We start from the raw sequence: 16,810 nt of genomic DNA on the forward strand, positions 1-16,810 counted from the left end.
GATACCGTATCTGTTGGCTGGGAGAGCTATGAAACGACCGTTTTTCGCCGTCATCGGCGGCATGGGCACTTTGGCGACCGAATCGTATATCCGGCTCATTGACAAGATGAGCGACGCCACCAACGATCAGGATTTCCTCGACTACGTGGTTTTCAACGACGCTTCCGTGCCCGACCGCACCGATTTCATGCTCGGCAACAGTACCGATGACCCCTACCCTGTCATCGCCGACGACATCGAAAAGGCCACATCCATCGGTGCCAGCTTCATCACAATTCCCTGCAACACCGCGCATTTCATGCTGCCACGCTTCCAAGAACTCACTGACGTGCCGATTCTCAATATGCTGACCGGCGCCGTGGAGCGCATGAAGGCCACCCTGCCCGTTTCCACGCACCCGCGCGTAGGTTTCATGGGCACCGAGGGCTCACGTCATTCCGGCCTGTACCAGCGCGAGATCGAAGCCGCCGGTTACACGTTCATCGAGCCCGACGACGAGCTGCAGAAGCGCATTGATTCACTCATCTACGACGATGTGAAAAGCGGCGGCCCGCTGAGTCTCGAACGCTACCGCTACGTCATCGACACCTTCCTTGACAAGTCCTCCTCGGCTCGTTATCGCTGCGACATCGTGGTCCTCGGCTGCACCGAGCTCTCCGTCTTGAACGAGACCTTCCCGCTGCCCGATCTGCCCATCATCGACGCCCAGACCATCCTCGCCGAAGACACGGTCGCACGCGCAAAAGCGCTAAGGCAATAAATTCATTCCAGCTTTATAACACGTTGTGGGGCCTGCGTAAACATAGGTTTTACGCAGGCCCCACAACAACTCCGGACTGCCGATCCGAGATTGCAAACGGTCAAAACGAAACCGGCTTACCGCTTGCAGCTTTGGAACGCCATATCAGCGGACTTCGCTTCAGACCAACAGACGCATGACGTTCTCTGCCGTACGGTTGATGTTTTTTTTCAGCGCTCTCCTCACGAATCGCCTCTGGAAGCGTGCAGACACCAGGCAGCACACCGAAAATGGCATCGATACCAAGGCCGTACAGCACCTCAACCCCGTCGCCGACATTGCCGGCCAAGGCGATGACCTTGGCATCAGGTGCAACCTCTTTCACCGCCTGCGCGGTACCCATCGGTGTCTTGCCGTATTGCGTCTGAAAATCGATGCCGCCTTCGCCGGTGAAGCAGTAGTCGGCACCACGGGCTTTGGCTTTAAGCCCTGTAGCCCCCACAACCGTCTGGACGCCCGAACGCATATGTGCGTCGGTGAACGCGAGGAATCCTGCGCCCAAACCGCCGGCAGCACCCGCTCCAGGCGTATCGGCAATATCACGGCCAAGCTGACGATCGATGAGTCCGGCATAATGTTCCAAACTCGCATCGAGCTGTTTGACCATTTCCGGCGTAGCGCCCTTTTGCGGTCCGAACACCGCGGATGCGCCAGTGGCACCCGTCAATGGATTGGTGACGTCCGAAGCCAGGGTGATGGACACCCCATCGAGTCTCGGGTCAAGATCCGAAACATCGATAGTGGCCAAATCCTTCAGCGCAAGGCCCCCTTCCGGAAGCGGATTGCCCTGACCATCAAGGAAACGGACGCCAAGAGCACGGGCCATACCAGAGCCTCCATCGTTGGTGGCGCTGCCGCCCAAACCGACGATGATGTCGCTGATACCACGCTCGAGCGCATTGACAATCAACTCACCCGTGCCACGAGTCGTGGTGATCAGAGGGTTCTTGGTATGGTCATCAACAAACTGGATGCCACTGGCCGCAGCCATCTCGATGACGGCGGTTTTGCCATCTCCCAACAGACCGTAGGCCGCATCGACAGGGGTACCGAGCGGACCGGTGACTTTTACCGTGACAATCTTGCCGTTTGTCGCATCAACCAAAGACTGCACCGTGCCCTCGCCACCATCGGCCATGGGCACTTTTACGCACTTGGCATGGGGAACGGCCTTCAGAACGCCAGCCTCGATGGCATCGGCCACTTGCTTTGCGGTGAGGCTGCCTTTGAACGAATCCGGCGCTATCAATACCTTTGTTTCTTCGTTTGCGCCATGTCGAGCTGTCATTTGCTCATCTCCTAACCTTCGAATTTCGAATCACTATGATCAACGATCAGAACACGATGTACATCAAAGTTGCCACAACCGTCATCGTCAGGCCGACCAACACCTCGAACGGCAGCACGCCCATACGCTCGCCAAGAGTCATGTTCATCGACTTGGCAGTGACGTGGAAGTAATTGCCATGAGGCAACGCATCGATGACGGTGGCACCCGCCTGCATCGTCACCGCGGCCGCGACCGGAGAGGTGCCGAAAGCGAGGATGGAGCTGCCGAACGAATTGCTGCCAAGGATGACGCCGGTGGAGGTGGAAGCTGTGGCCGCAGCCATCAGAATGCCTGCGATAGGTGCGAGCAGCGAGCCAGGAACACCCATGTGGTTGATGAGGCTGACGATTTGCTGGGGCAGATTCGAGTTGGAGATCAGGCCGCTCAGAGCGCCCGCACCGATAAGAATCATGACCACATCGATCATGCGGTTGAGGCCTGCGGTGGTGTAGGAGAGAATCTTCTTGCCCTTGCCCATGGCCAGAAGTCCGAGGATTGCGGCAATCGGCAGAATGTACATGGCATCGACCTGGAAGCTTTCCAGAAGCTTGATGTGAAGCATGGAACCGATCGGATTGATGAGCAGCAGCACCACAGCCACCACCGGAGCGACGAGCGCACGGCCAATGGAAGGCAGTTCCTTCTCGTCCTTCTTGTCGCCGTCCGTGCCTGAGTCGATATCCGCAGCAGTAGGCATGGCGCCCTTGTGCTGGACGAGCGTAGCCAACAACACCGCCATGGCCAGTCCACACAGCGCAGGGATGAAACTCTGAATCATGACGGACGAAGCCTGGACCTTGAACCCTGAAGCAACCGCAATGGTGTTGGGGTTAGGCGACATGATGTTGCCGGCCTTGCCGCCACCGGAAAGAGCGACCAGAAGCGCGAGCTTCGAAATCTTGAGCCTTGAACCCACTTCAAGGGCGATCGGGGCGACGATGAGGACGGCAACCGGAATGAAGACGCCAACGGCGCAGATAATCATTGTGGCGAGCGCCAGAGAGAAGATCGCCAGTTTTTCGCCGAGTTTATCGACGATGGTTCGGGCTATTCGATCGGCAGCCCCGGATTCCATCATCACGCCGGCCAGCACACCGGCGGCGATGACACGCACCACGGTACCCATCACGCTCTGTGTGCCGCCGACGATGATGGTGACCGTTTTCGGCAACGAGGCCCCACCGATGATGCAACCGACAATCGCACCAAGTAAAAGCGAATACGTGGTATTCAGCTTCGCCAGAATAAGAATGATGGCCAACGCAAGACCAATAAGCGCCGCCCACCATGCAAGAGAGCTATTCATGACTTATTTCTCCTTTTCAAGCCAAGTCGCCTGACAGCCTTCCTCGGCTTCCAGTTATGACCAACAGTGTCATTACGTAAATATGAGATACATCACATTTACATACTGTATTGTTGTCCGATCCGCTCGCTGTTTCCATATCCCCAAGACTTGTTCTTGCATGTCTTGCTCTCTGAGTAATTGTTCTGGGTAACAAATTCTTTATTTTGGCAAAGAGGTCATCCATGGAAATAGATCCGGCTATCGCCACCACCATAGTCAGCAGTTTGAAAGATGTGACCCAACACGAAATCAACTTTTTCAACACCGATGGGGTCATCATCGCCAGCACCGATACATCCAGAATAGGAACAACCCATGCCGGCGCGAGAGAAGCGATCATCACCAAACAGACGAACGTCGTTCACAGCAATCACGAATACGAGGGCGCACGAAAAGGCATCAACATGCCCGTCCTATTCAACGATTCGGTGGTGGCCGTGGTCGGAGTGACAGGCAATCCCAATGAAGTCAAGCCCCTTGGCGGCACCGTCAAGAAAATGACCGAAATACTCATCCGCGAGAACCTGGAGCAAAATTTCAATTTCAACCGTGCCATGCTTATGCAGAACCTCATCAACACGCTTATTCTCCCCCGACATGACGTGGGGTTCACCGCCTATCTCTCATCCGCACTCAACGTCGATCTCGACCTGCCACGGCAAGCGGTTGTCGGGCGCATGCCATATCCGTTGAAAAGGATTCCTCCGCGCGACAAAGTGCAGAAAATACTTGATTCGAATTTCGGAGATGATACTAACAATCTGTTCTGCATAACAGCTCAGGGCTTCACCCTTCTGGTCAATATCAGCGATGGACAACATTGGAAACCCAGATTGAGCCAATGCCTGAACGAACTCAAAGCAGAGACCGGAATACAGTTCACCCTTGGTATCGGCTTGCCCGCATCGGATGTCGATCAATATCATCTAAGCTACCAGCAAGCCCATCAAACCGCCGAGTGGCACACCTTCACTACAGGTAAAGGCATCGGAGACTACAAGGACCTACGCATCGGGCTCATTGTCACGTCCACTCCCATCAACCTCATTCGACGTTTCACGAATGCCCTGTTGGGATCACTCAGCGAGAGCGAAATCAAGGAATTCCGCGAGGCTTTCGACGCTTATACCGCCTACAATGGCAGCATCACCCGCGCGGCGCAATCACTCTACATCCACAAAAACACCTTGCAGAACCGGCTGAACAAGCTCGCTGAACGCACCGGATACAATCCCCGAGATCTCAATGATTACACGACGTTGAGCATGGCGTTTATCATGAACGACTATTTGAATTTCATCTCAGAAAAGTCAAATAACGACGCTGCAACTGACGATTGACAATCGAACAGCATTATTGTCTATCAGGAATTTCACGGCAGATGAATCAGCTATCGTGCTCAAGCTTCTGGCTCACCACAGCCGTGACGCCATCGGAACGCATCGTCACGCCGTAGAGAGCATCGGCGATGGCCATCGTGCGCTGCTGATGGGTGATGATGATGAGCTGGGCGTGCTGGCGCAGGTCATTGAACGCGTTGATCAGACGAGTCAGGTTGATGTCATCAAGCGCGGCCTCAACCTCGTCCATCACATAGAACGGGCTGGGACGCGCGGTGAAGATGGCGAAGAGCAGCGCCAGCGCCGTGAGGCTGCGTTCGCCGCCGGAAAGCAGGCTCAACTGCTTCACGCGCTTGCCTGCGGGGCTCGCCTCGACGATGACGCCCGTGGTGAGCAAATCGTCCGGGTTCTCCAAACGCAGACGGCCTTTACCGCCCGGGAACAACGTGGCGAAGACCTTTTCAAAGGCTGCCGCCGTGTCGTCGAAAGCGTTCTTGAACACTTCGATCATCGTGTGGTCGAGGTCCTTGATGAGCTTCAGCAGGTCGTCACGGCTCTTGGCGACATCATTGCGCTGATCGTTCAGGTACTGGTTGCGCGTCTCGAGCGCGTCGAATTCCTCGGCCGCCAGCGGATTGATCTTGCCCAACGCCTTGAGGTCACGTTCGGCCTTCTGCAAGCGCTTCTCCTGCTCCGCACGAACGAATGGAACCATCTGGTAATGGTCGGCATCGATTGGTGCGTTCTCGCGTGAATCATCCTGATCATCGTTTTCAGACGTATCTTCATCTGCGTGGTGAGGAACTTCAACGCCGGAAACATGCTCTGCACTATCTACTGCGTCGAGGTTATCGGTGCCATCAGCTGAAGCCGACGTCGATTCGCCATTTTCAGCACCAGAACCATCAATGACGCCACTGTTTTCAAGCGGAATCGGATGGCCTTCGTCGTCGAGCACCGGAATCAGCTTGTCGGGGCCATATTCGTTGACCAACGCTTCAAGGCCCATGCCCAGCGTGTCCGAAACCTTCTGCTCAATCTGCCCATATTGCGCGGCCAAACGTTCACGGTTCACGTCCAACTCGTGTTCACGCTGCTGCAAAGCGGCAACCTTAGGCTCGGCCTCATCACGTTGCGCACGCAACTGCTTCAGTTCGGCATCATGGCTCGATGCCGCTTTGGAAAGCTCATCACGTTTGGCCACCACGGTCTTGAGCTCAGTGGCGACCAACGCAGCCATGCCCCTCGCATCTGCAGCAATCCGCCGATCGTGGGCCTGCTGGCGCTCACGCTTTTCATTGAGCGCCCTCATCTTCGCACGCCTTGCCACGGCATCACTGGCCTGGTCATGGAGCAGCCCGGCCTGACGAACCAACGAATCGGCCTTGCGATTGGCGTCATTCCAGACAATCTTGGCCGAGACTTCCTGTTCACGCGCCTTGTCAAGGGTGGTTTCGAGCTCGTGGACACGTTTGTCCAGATCGTCGAAATCTTCATTTTCGGCATCTGAATGTTCAGCGGCTTCCAGCGCCTGACTCAAATCCTCAAGCTTGAGCTGGTGGGTCTGTCGGTCGTCGTCCGTCTGCTTGATTTTCTCATCAAGCCCGTTCAGCTGCCGTGTCAGCTGTTTGACCCGTTCTTCGACATTCTTAAGATTTTTACGCGCCTGATCGGCCCTCACCTTGGCCTGAATACGCTGCTGCGATTGGCGGTCAACTTCCAGTCTAGCCTTGTTGCGGGCTTCCTTCGCAGCTTCAATTTTCGGCTGAATCACAGCCGTTTCACTCTCCAGTTGTTTGGCTTCTGCCGCAGCCTTGTCACGTCTTGCAGCCAATGACAAATCACTTTGCGAACGCGAGGAACCGCCGATAGCGCCAACAGCGTTGACGACCTCGCCGGATTTCGTGACAGCTTGGTTAAAGCGCTTCTGCTCCCCCTCCACGGCTTCCAACGCTGTGTTCATATCGAGCACAGCCGCTACGTCGTCCAACAACAGACGAACAGCACGCACGACATTGGCCGCGAAATCAGCATCTTTCGCGGAATTATTGGCACTTACCAGAGTCGAAGCGCAACGAATCGGATATTGGTCGTCTTTTCCGTCGGATTTTTCAATTTCCGCGTCATCAGCACTTCCGCCTTCAAGCGGATGCAGTACCACCGCCTGCCCCAGCTTGCCTTCGCTGGCTTTACGCAACGCTTCCACCATGTTTGACTTGCCCGGCACCACGATGGCGCTGGCGAACTGATCGAGCGCATGTGCAACGGCTTCTTCCCAGCCATCTTCGACATGAATGAAGTCTGCAAGCCTGCCCAATGCAGCAACGGCATCGTCCTGTTCCAGCTCACCAGAGGCGTTGCGACTTTCCAACGTCTCGTTCAGCGCATCGGCCTTCGCCTTCAGCGCCGTTACCCTGGCATTTGCGGCCCGCAGTTGTTCCTGCAAGGCGTCAAGCTCCTCCTGACGCTGCTGCATCTCAGTTTTCGCCGCTTCAAGCTCGGAAGCACTGTCTTCCTCGTTGGTATTCTGCATTTCCCTTTCAAGGGCATTGCGTTGAGCGGTGACATCATCACATTGCTTGGCGATGGATTCACGCTGCCCATTGAAATCCTTGGCACGACTTTGCGCCAGTTCGATGGCAGATTCCTCACGCGTCTTGAGTTCACGCAGATTGGTGACCTTCGAGGTATGTTCCTGCGCCACCTTGCGCAGCTCTGTCAAAGTCTGACGTGCCGCAGCGAGCTGCTTTTCATTGCCGGCGCGCGCCTCGGTCGCTTTGTCATAAGCGATACGCATGTCGGAAACGGCCTTTTTCTGCGCCTCGGCCTGTTCGTCGAGTTCTTTGGCACGAGATTCGAGAATATCCGGATCCTCACCGAAGTTCGTAATCATCTGACCGGCAAGAGAACGTGCACGTTCGTCGGCCAGCGAGGCCAGCGAGCGGAACCGTTCCTCGATACTCGAAAGCTCATGCCACGTGTCGTTGATCTTGGCCATGGCCGGGCTGGATTCGGAACTCAGCGCCTCGACCTGCTCGATATGCACCTTGACTTTCGCCAGTTCACGTTGACCGGTTTCCAGCTCTCGCCGCACATCCCCCAACTCATTGCGCAGCTTGGCACGGCTTTCAAGGATTTCTGCGCATCTTCGGCAAAGATTCTCGATTGCGCGTCACGCAAGGAAATCTGGATACTCGCCGCACGGCGCGAAATCTTGGCCTGTCGACCTAATGGACCCAGCTGCCGCCGAATCTCGTGGAGCAGATCGTCGGTGCGAGCAAGGTTTGCCTCGGTGTTCTTGAGCTTACGTATCGCACGTTCCTTGCGCTTGCGATGCTTGAGAATGCCGGCAGCCTCTTCGATGAACGCACGGTGGCCGGCGGGGTCGGCTTTGAGAATCTCGTCAAGCCTACCCTGACCGACAATGACGTGCATCTGCTGGCCCAAGCCGGTGTCGCTCAGAAGCTCCTGAATGTCGAGCAGACGGCAGGGCGAGCCGTTGATGGCGTATTCGGAGCCGCCGTTGCGGTAGATGGTACGGCTAATGGTGACTTCCGTGTAGTCGATGTCGAGCGTACCATCGGTGTTGTCAATGGTGAGACTCACCTGAGCACGCCCCAACGGCGGACGCGAGGAAGTGCCGGCGAAGATTACGTCTTCCATCGAGGTGCCGCGCAGGTTCTTGGCGCCCTGCTCACCCATCACCCAGGTCAGCGCATCGACGATGTTGGATTTGCCGGAACCGTTCGGGCCAACGACGGCCGTGATGCCCGGCTCAAAACGCAGAGTGGTTGCAGAGGCAAAGGACTTGAATCCCTTGAGCGTCAGTTCCTTCAAATACATGGACGATGCTTCCTCTGCTCTTCCCGTTTGCCCTTGAGCGCCATTGCACGACGCTTCCGTTTTCCTTAGCCATCATACCGTCTGGGGCAACCCAACAAATCGTCCCAGACCGCTGAAGTTATACGGTTTCAGCCCCTGTCTTCATCACCGTTCTGCTTACGACGGAGCTGCTCAGCGGTGTCGCCCGGCTCGGGCTCGCCTTCGAACGGAACCTGCTTGACTCCAAAATCACCGAACGCATCGCCGAAGACCTCGGAGACAATGTCCTCGTCCTCGTCTTTCACGTTGTCGGAATCGGCCTCATTCTTGTCTTCCGTTGACTTGTCAGACACGCGCTGGGCCTTGGGCAACGCCAGTTCCGGGTTCTTTTTCTCTTTCAGGAGCGTACGGGCGTCGCCTGCAGTGACGAAGCTGCCGCAGATGAGCACACCGTGGCCGTAGCCGACGCCCAACTCATCGTCAGCATCGACCATATTGACGGCCTCCTGAATGGCATCGGGAAGATCGTCGATACGGGTGACACGATCACGACCGAACACGCCGACGGCGATCTTCTCAAGGTCTTCGGCGGGCATCACGCGGTCTCGCCACGAATTCTCGGTGACGATGATGTGGCTCAGCATCGGCTCAAGCGTGCCAAGATATTCTTCGACCTGCTTGTCCTTCATCATCGCGACTACGCCGACCAACTGCTTGAAGCTATAGTTCTCCTCGAGGGCCGCGCGCAGCGATTCGGCGGCGTTGACATTGTGGCCACCGTCGACGATGATGGTCGGCGAGGTGCGCACCTGCTCGATGCGGCCGGGAATCTTCACCCCGCCCAGTGCCTCAGCCACAACATCCTGCGTGAGCTGCCCGGAAACGGGAATGACCGTCTCGGCCGCCGCGAGCGCCGCCAAGGCGTTGTGCGCCTGATGCTCGCCGAACTTGGCGACTGGAATGTCCTCGTAGGTGCCGTTGGGCGTACGGAACGTGACCAGCTGGCCGCCGACCGCAGGCTGCCTGGAGACGACCTCCATCTCCTCGCCGTCGCGGACGAGTGTGGCATGTTCTTTGACGGCCGCCTCTTCCAAAATCGGCATGACTTCCATCTCGTGCGGCTGCACGCCGATGATGGCGGTGGACTCGTGCTTGATGATGCCGGCCTTCTCGGTGGCGATCTGTTCGACCGTGTCCCCCAGCCACTGCATGTGATCCATATCCACCGGACCGATGACGGCGGCATCGCCGTTGAGCGCGTTGGTGGCATCCCACTTGCCGCCCATGCCTACTTCGAAAATCGCGACGTCGACGGGTGCGTCGGCGAACTTCCAGACGGCCATGGCAGTCAGAATCTCGAAATAGCTCATCGGCGCCTTGCCGTCAGACTCCATCTTGTGGTCGACCAGCGCGACGAAATCCTTGATCTGCATCCATGTGTCGATGAAATCGTCGTCGGAAAGCTGCTGGCCATCCACGGCGATACGTTCGTTGATTTTCTCCAGGTGAGGTGAGGTGTAAAGACCAGTACGCATGCCATAGGCGCGGCAGATGGCCTCGGCCATGCGGGCGGTGGAACCCTTGCCATTGGTGCCGGTGATGTGGATGATGCGGAACGTGTCTTCCGGATGTCCGAGCAGGTCAAGCATCAGATCCATGACCTCGAGGTCGTGGCCCAGTTCCTCGTGGCTGGTACGCCGACTCATGATCTCGCGCTCGACGTCGCGAATGGTGACCCCGTTGGTTTTCGGATGCTCGAATGACATAAGACCTCGTTTTGGCTTGAATCCCTTGAAAAATAGACATACCTATTCTATGAAACAGCCTCGAAAAGCGCTACGCCGAACGACGAACAGACCAACATGTTCCGTCCTGGCAGCCACCGCGAACGCGTGAGAGGGATAACCGCTAACGGCAACTTCCGCGACATGAACCGATTATTTCGACTTGAGTAACGAACTCCAGTTGCGCCGAGAGGAGTCACACTGGATTATTAGGATGAGAAGCAACAGATTCATCGAATGGAGCATGTATGGCTGACGTGATTACGCCAAACGACAAGAAATACGAGGCACAGGAACTGGCAGCGGCACCTGGGGCCGAGCAGCCCATGGAGGATCGGACCAACAACCGCACGCTGCGGCCGAATATGTCCAAGGCATTCCAGAACTTCATGAAAACGGGCTGGGACAACCAGGAGCCGGACATCGAGCCGCTGGAATCCAGCAAGTTCACGCCCGCCCGCCTTGAGGCGCTGGGTAAGCGCTTCCCGGGCGAGCGCATCGTCATCCCGGCAGGCAATTATAAGAACCGAAACAACGACGATGACTATGCGTTCCGCCCCAACACCGAGTTTTCGTATTATACCGGCCTCGGTCAGGACTACGAGGCGGGTGCTGTACTCGTGCTGAACCCGCTTGACCCCGATTCCGACGAAGCCAAGGCCGGCAAGACGCACGCCCCTGAGCTTTTCGTCGCCCCGCGCGCCGACAACAGCACCGTGGATTACTATGCCAACGCGCAGTACGGCGAATACTGGGTCGGGCCGCGAGCCGGCGTCAAGGAGCTGTCCGCGATGACCGGCATTCCCACGCACGACATCGCCCAGTTGCCCGACGCTTTGGGCAAGGACGTCGGTACCGAAGCCGGAGCGGTGCGTATGCGCGTGGTGCGTCAGGCCGACCCGCAGATGACCGCCGAGGTCGAAAGCATACGCGAGGCCAACGGGTTCCCCGATTCGGATACCAACGAGAAGGCCGACAACGAGTTGCAGGAGTTTGCCTCGACCGCACGCATGATCAAGGATTCCTATGAAATCGGTGAAATGCGCAAGGCAGTGGCCGCGACCAAGGACGGTTTCGACCGCATTCTCTCCCGCATCCCGCAGGCTGTCGGCAAGCCTCGCAGCGAGCGCATGTTGGAGGGCGCGTTTACCTCGGTCTCGCGCGAGGAAGGCAACAGCGTGGGATACAGCACCATCGTGGCTTCCGGCGAACACGCACCGATTCTGCACTGGATGCGCAACACCGGTGTCGTCGGCCACGGAGAGCTGGTGCTGATCGACGCCGGCATCGAAGTCGAAAGCCTCTACACCGCCGACATCACCCGCACCTTCCCGGTGGACGGCAAGTTCACGCCGCTGCAGAAGAAGATCTATCAGGCGGTACTTGACAGCCAGCAGGCCGGGTTCGAGGCGGCCAAACCGGGCGCCACCTACTCCGACATCCATCACGCCTGCATGCGCGTCATCGCCGAGCGCCTGCACGAATGGGGCATCTTGAAGGTCGACGTCGAGGAATCGCTCTCCCCGACGGCCAGCAGCACCGTCGTTGGATTGCCTGCGGCGTGGCCCATCATCTCGGCCTCGATGTGCACGACTGCGCGCAGGCGCGTTACGAGTCCTATCAGGGCGCGAAGATCACGCCAGGCATGATCTTCACCATCGAACCAGGGCTCTACTTCGCCAAGAACGATCTCATGGTTCCGCCGGAAATGCGCGGCATCGGCGTGCGCATCGAAGATGACGTGCTGATGACTGAAAACGGCCCGGAATGGATTTCCAAGGACATCCCGAAGCAAATCGACGACGTTGAAGACTGGATGGCCCAGCGCGCGGCGGCGAATAAGTAAAGAGGACCAGATGACTACACCATCGTTCATTGTCGAGCTGCGCGAGAAAATCGGGCATGATCTGCTCTGGCTCAACGGGGTCACCGGACTCGTCGAAGATGCCGAAGGGCGGATTCTGCTTGGACAGCGAGCCGATACCGGCGAATGGGCGATGGTGTATGGCATCAACGAACCCGGCGAGCAACCGGGTGACACTGTAGTGCGCGAAATCAAAGAGGAGACGGGCATCGATGCCGAAGTCACCGATTTGGTTGCGGTGACCTCTTCTTCGGAAATCATCACCTATGCCAATGGCGACCGCACGCAGTATATGGACCATTCATTCCTGTGCCGACTCAAGCCGGGCGGCAATGCTGACCCGTTCGTCGGCGACGACGAAAGTCTCAAAGTCGGCTGGTTCTCGCGCGACAACCTTCCCCAACCGCTTGCCAAAAGCACCATCGAACGCCTGAAAATCTTTGATGCATACCAACGCAATAAGGCCGCTGGCGACGTACACGCCTTGTTCGTGAGCGACGGGCAACTCCACTGACCTAAAAGCCGATATCGTGCCTCCAATGAGAACAACTGGGCACAATATCGTTGGCCTGACATCAGACACCAATCAGCAGAAAACCGCGGCAAATTAACTTCTTTCTTGAATCTTGCTATTCCGATTTGCGGTTTTTTATTAACCTCGTTAATATATGAAGTCAGTTCATCAATACACAACCGTTAATAACGACGGTTGAGATGCAGGATTGGCCCAAGGAGGCGTCAGATTGCACGAGAATAGCGAAGCATCAACACCTCAGCCAACGACGCGGCCCCTCTCATTCGACCACTTGGCACCTTCGACTCCGGACTTTCCCGACGGCCATACGCATGCAGCTGCGTCACAATCCGTCGTTTCCGAACGCAACCGCTCTCGAACGTTGTGGCACCTGTATCACTATGACATTTCATCGCGTGCACAGATCGCCAAGACGCTCGGTTTGACACCCGCTGCCATCACAAAAATCACCGCACGTCTGATCGATGCCGGAATCGTCGCCGAAACTGGCGATATGAAAGGCAGCAAACGCCGGCGGTCCATCGGGCTTAAAATCGATACGGAACGTTTCCACTTCATCGGCGTCAAATTCGCGCGCAGTCTCGTCCAAATCGGAGTCTTCGACCTGAAGGGCACTCGTCTGAGCCTCGAGGATATGCCAAGAGTCAGCGATGACACCATAGACGCAGCCATCGCCGCCACGCACAAGACCATCGACTCTCTGCTGGCCAACGACCCCGATATCGTCGCCATCGGCATGGCCGTGCCTGGGCCGTATCTGCACGGCACCGGATATGCGGCACTTGTTTCCAGCATGCCGCATTGGCGCAACATCAATTTCCAGAAAGAATTCGGGCAGAACTGTCCCGTTCCGGTTTTCATCGAGCAGGACGCGCGGGCCGGAGCTCTGGCACAACGCCTTTTGGAGGTCTTGATGACGCAGGAAGCCTAGCCTATTTCCTGCTTGGCGAAGGGGTCGGTCTCGGGGTCATCGAGAACGGCAGGCTTATCTACGGCAATCTCGGAGCATCCACCGAACTCGGCCACGTCTCAATCGATGCCGTCAATGGCAAAAAATGCGAATGCGGCAATGTCGGATGCCTTGAGTGCTATTGCTCAGCGGGTGCAATCCACAAACAAATCGACAAACTCGGCATCGTCCCAGGTTCCGAAGCAATGACCCATATCGAAGCATGCAAGGCCTTGTTCGCGCTTGCCGAACAGCAGAATGACGATGAGAAACAAACCCATGAAGCGCGTACACTCGTCACCGAAATCGGCCGATACGTGGGCTACGGATGCGTCATCATCTGCAACGTCTTCAACCCGTCCCGCATCGTCCTCGGCGACATCGGAGCGCTCGGTGGCGAACAACTGCTCGCCACCGCCCAAGCCGTGGTGAACGAACGTGTTATCCCAGAGATAACGCAATCGACCGAAATCACCCTATCCGGACTACCTACCGACGCGGCGGTTCTCGGCGCCGCCGCCACAGCCATCACCCAATTTCTGGACCATCCGTCATATTTCCTCATGACACGACCTCCAGGAAACACAGGCTGATTGCACAACACAGCCGACTCCGCACCAGCTTCCTGAGCTAAAACGGACGGTCGAATCAACCAATCAACAAACTCATAATTGAAAACTTTTAAAGAGAAGTAAGAAAGGATCACATCATGACCAAGCCAATCGTTGTCTCGCTGGGAGAACTGCTCTGGGATATGCTCCCCACCGGCAAGCGCGCAGGCGGCGCTCCCGTCAATTTCGCCTACCACGCCACGATGAACGGCGCGGAAGGCCACGCCATCAGCGCTGTGGGCGAGGACCCTCTGGGCGATGAACTCGTCGCAGCCACCGAAAAATCAGGCGTGGAATCCATCGTGCAGCGCAACGCATGGCCGACCTCCACCGTCGAGGTCGCCCTGAAGAACGGCATCCCGGAATACACCATCATCAAGGGCGTGGCATGGGACCACATCCTCTACACCCGCGAGCTGATCAACTTGGTGCAGCAGGCCGACGCTATCTGCTACGGCACGCTTGCCCTGCGCAGCCAGGAATCCCACGACACCATCGTGGAGTTGCTGAAGCACACCAAACCCACCGCCATGAAGTTCTTCGACATCAACATTCGCGGCGACCACTATTCCAAGGAACTGATCGAGGAGCTGCTCGGCTACGCCACCGTTTTCAAGATCAACGATGCCGAGCTCCTACTTCTGCGCGACATGTTCAACATTCGCGGCACCTCGGACGAAGAGGCATGCAACTGGTTCATGGAGAAGTACAACCTGAACTATGTCATCCTCACCGGCGGCTCGACCTTCAGCACCATCATCGCCAAGGACGGCGAATCCTCCACCCTTGACACCCCGCGCGTTGACGTGGTCGACACGGTGGGCGCCGGCGATTCCTTCTCCGGCACGTTCACCGCCAAGGTACTTACCGGTTCGTCGTTGCAGGAAGCGCATCGCGCCGCCGTCAACACCGCCGCTTTCGTCTGCACACAGAACGGCGCATGGCCCAAGTATCCGGAGAACATTCCGGATTATCTGGGTGAAGCTGAGAAGTAAACCGCTGAAAACAAAATAGTTTTTGCTTTATTACATTCCAATAAGAGTCGGGGTGCGAACGTTATGTTGGCGTCCCGACTCTTATTGGATAGATCAGGCAAAGAACCCACGGCACTTGATGCAAAAATTACGCTCAGAGACCGTCTTGCGCTAACCGTCGTAGTGGCAAGCTAAAATAAGAAATTCCGGTGCAAGCCGGGGCTTGATAATTCAAAATTGGGGATGATCGGTTTCGACGGTGACCTGTTCGTCGCAGGGAAGCGTGCCGAGAATGTGGAGTCCACTCGAGATGACCTCCACGAAACAACAAGTGCTAAATCTAATCGCACTGAGTTCGCTCTCGCTGCCTGAGCTTCGCGCCAGGATTAACCAGTGAGCTGCTGCTCCGTCCACTCCTTTTCGTCTTCGGGAGGATGTTGGGCGTCATTAGAGGACTTGCTTGAGCCATTGAACCACAGGGTGACTCAGGGACTTTAACTGTAGATATGCTCGCCATCCATTGTCCGCGACACGGATGGGGGCAGAAAAATTGCCATACGGCCAGCGGACTAAGCACGTAGAAGACTGAGGGTTCGGCCATCGGACCGGGGTTCAATTCCCCGCATCTCCACTGTTCAAACGCCGCCGGGGTTCGCCTTGGTGGCGTTTTTGCATTCACACACCAATTCTCAAGATTCATCTCGCTGCGTTTCAGGCAGTGGTATACGTCATCTCATATGTCGCTCTCATCGCATCCTTGTTATCAATACGCCAATCAAGCTAAACTTGAAACCATGAAAATCGTGTTGCAGAAAGTCAGTAAAGCCGATATCGATGTCGTCAACGAAATCAGCGGGAAAGTTGATACGACGTTTGAGCCACAGCATATCGGTATCGGATACGTTTTGCTCGTCGGGGTCAGCGACGAGGACGGACAAGAGCAGATCGACTGGCTTGCCCGTAAAATCAGCAAATTGCGTGTGTTCGAAGACGAGAACGGGAAGATGAACCTTTCTCTGAAACAGGTCGACGGCGCAATTCTGTCGGTTTCGCAGTTCACCCTCTTCGGTGACACGCGAAAAGGCAACCGGCCGAGTTTCATCAACGCCGGCGAACCAGAACATGCCAAGCGTATATGGCTGGATTTCAATGAGGCACTACGGGCACAAGGCATCACTGTGAAAGAAGGCCGTTTCGGCTCGCATATGCGAGTGAGTCTGACCAATGACGGCCCGGTGACCATTCTCTTCGACACCGACGAGCTGATGTCCAAGCACTGACAGCAAGTCTCGTCACTAAAGTGCGGCAAAGACGCAATAGAAATCAAGAAAACCAGTCACGAATCCTGATTTCGTTCGCATGTTCCATCGAGCACGCGAACGAAATCACGCAAATCACAGCAGAACACTGATTCTCATCGCATTTCGGGTTGCACACCGCCCGCATACGGAGTC

General features: G+C 56.5%; 7 protein-coding genes, 1 other RNA gene and 4 pseudogenes. 8 read left to right on the forward strand and 4 right to left on the reverse strand.

What is annotated here, in order from left to right:
* The first annotated feature begins 28 nt into the window (after positions 1 to 28).
* A complete protein-coding gene (locus OZX57_RS06015; RefSeq protein ID WP_277161806.1) occupies positions 29 to 760 on the forward strand; it encodes an amino acid racemase in 732 nt (243 codons plus the stop codon).
* Positions 761 to 919: 159 nt separating this feature from the next.
* On the opposite strand, the pseudogene OZX57_RS06020 reads toward OZX57_RS06015, so the two are convergent.
* Positions 920 to 2,087 (reverse strand): annotated as a pseudogene (locus tag OZX57_RS06020) (glycerate kinase).
* Positions 2,088 to 2,133: 46 nt separating this feature from the next.
* Positions 2,134 to 3,435, reverse strand: a complete 1,302-nt coding sequence (locus OZX57_RS06025) for an SLC13 family permease (RefSeq protein WP_277161807.1) — start codon at positions 3,433 to 3,435, stop codon at positions 2,134 to 2,136.
* A gap of 224 nt (positions 3,436 to 3,659) precedes the next feature.
* Between OZX57_RS06025 and OZX57_RS06030 the strand changes: the two genes are divergently transcribed.
* Positions 3,660 to 4,817 carry a sugar diacid recognition domain-containing protein gene (locus tag OZX57_RS06030; protein ID WP_277161808.1) on the forward strand — a complete coding sequence of 386 codons (1,158 nt, stop codon included), beginning with the start codon at positions 3,660 to 3,662 and terminating at the stop codon, positions 4,815 to 4,817.
* A 46-nt stretch (positions 4,818 to 4,863) separates the two neighbouring features.
* On the opposite strand, the pseudogene OZX57_RS06035 reads toward OZX57_RS06030, so the two are convergent.
* Together OZX57_RS06035 and OZX57_RS06040 are read right to left on the reverse strand one after the other, a co-directional pair.
* A pseudogene (locus OZX57_RS06035) lies at positions 4,864 to 8,660 on the reverse strand (AAA family ATPase).
* Between the two features lie 128 nt (positions 8,661 to 8,788).
* Entirely contained in the window at positions 8,789 to 10,405 is a 1,617-nt protein-coding gene (locus OZX57_RS06040) for a folylpolyglutamate synthase/dihydrofolate synthase family protein (protein ID WP_277161809.1), read from the reverse strand.
* A 266-nt stretch (positions 10,406 to 10,671) separates the two neighbouring features.
* Here OZX57_RS06040 and OZX57_RS06045 point away from each other — a divergent pair.
* The 6 genes and pseudogenes from OZX57_RS06045 (at position 10,672) to dtd (ending at position 16,636) form a co-directional block, all read left to right on the forward strand.
* Positions 10,672 to 12,269 (forward strand): annotated as a pseudogene (locus tag OZX57_RS06045) (aminopeptidase P family protein).
* Positions 12,270 to 12,279: 10 nt separating this feature from the next.
* A complete protein-coding gene (locus tag OZX57_RS06050; RefSeq protein ID WP_277161810.1) occupies positions 12,280 to 12,801 on the forward strand; it encodes an NUDIX domain-containing protein in 522 nt (173 codons plus the stop codon).
* A 382-nt stretch (positions 12,802 to 13,183) separates the two neighbouring features.
* A pseudogene (locus tag OZX57_RS06055) lies at positions 13,184 to 14,364 on the forward strand (ROK family transcriptional regulator).
* Positions 14,365 to 14,480: 116 nt separating this feature from the next.
* Positions 14,481 to 15,377, forward strand: a complete 897-nt coding sequence (locus OZX57_RS06060) for a carbohydrate kinase (RefSeq protein ID WP_277161811.1) — start codon at positions 14,481 to 14,483, stop codon at positions 15,375 to 15,377.
* Positions 15,378 to 15,595: 218 nt separating this feature from the next.
* Positions 15,596 to 15,990: a transfer-messenger RNA gene (gene ssrA, locus OZX57_RS06065) on the forward strand.
* Between the two features lie 160 nt (positions 15,991 to 16,150).
* A complete protein-coding gene (gene dtd / locus OZX57_RS06070; RefSeq protein WP_277161812.1) occupies positions 16,151 to 16,636 on the forward strand; it encodes a D-aminoacyl-tRNA deacylase in 486 nt (161 codons plus the stop codon).
* Positions 16,637 to 16,810 lie beyond the last annotated feature (174 nt).

This window comes from Bifidobacterium sp. ESL0682 (assembly GCF_029392815.1).
Taxonomy (GTDB): domain Bacteria; phylum Actinomycetota; class Actinomycetes; order Actinomycetales; family Bifidobacteriaceae; genus Bifidobacterium.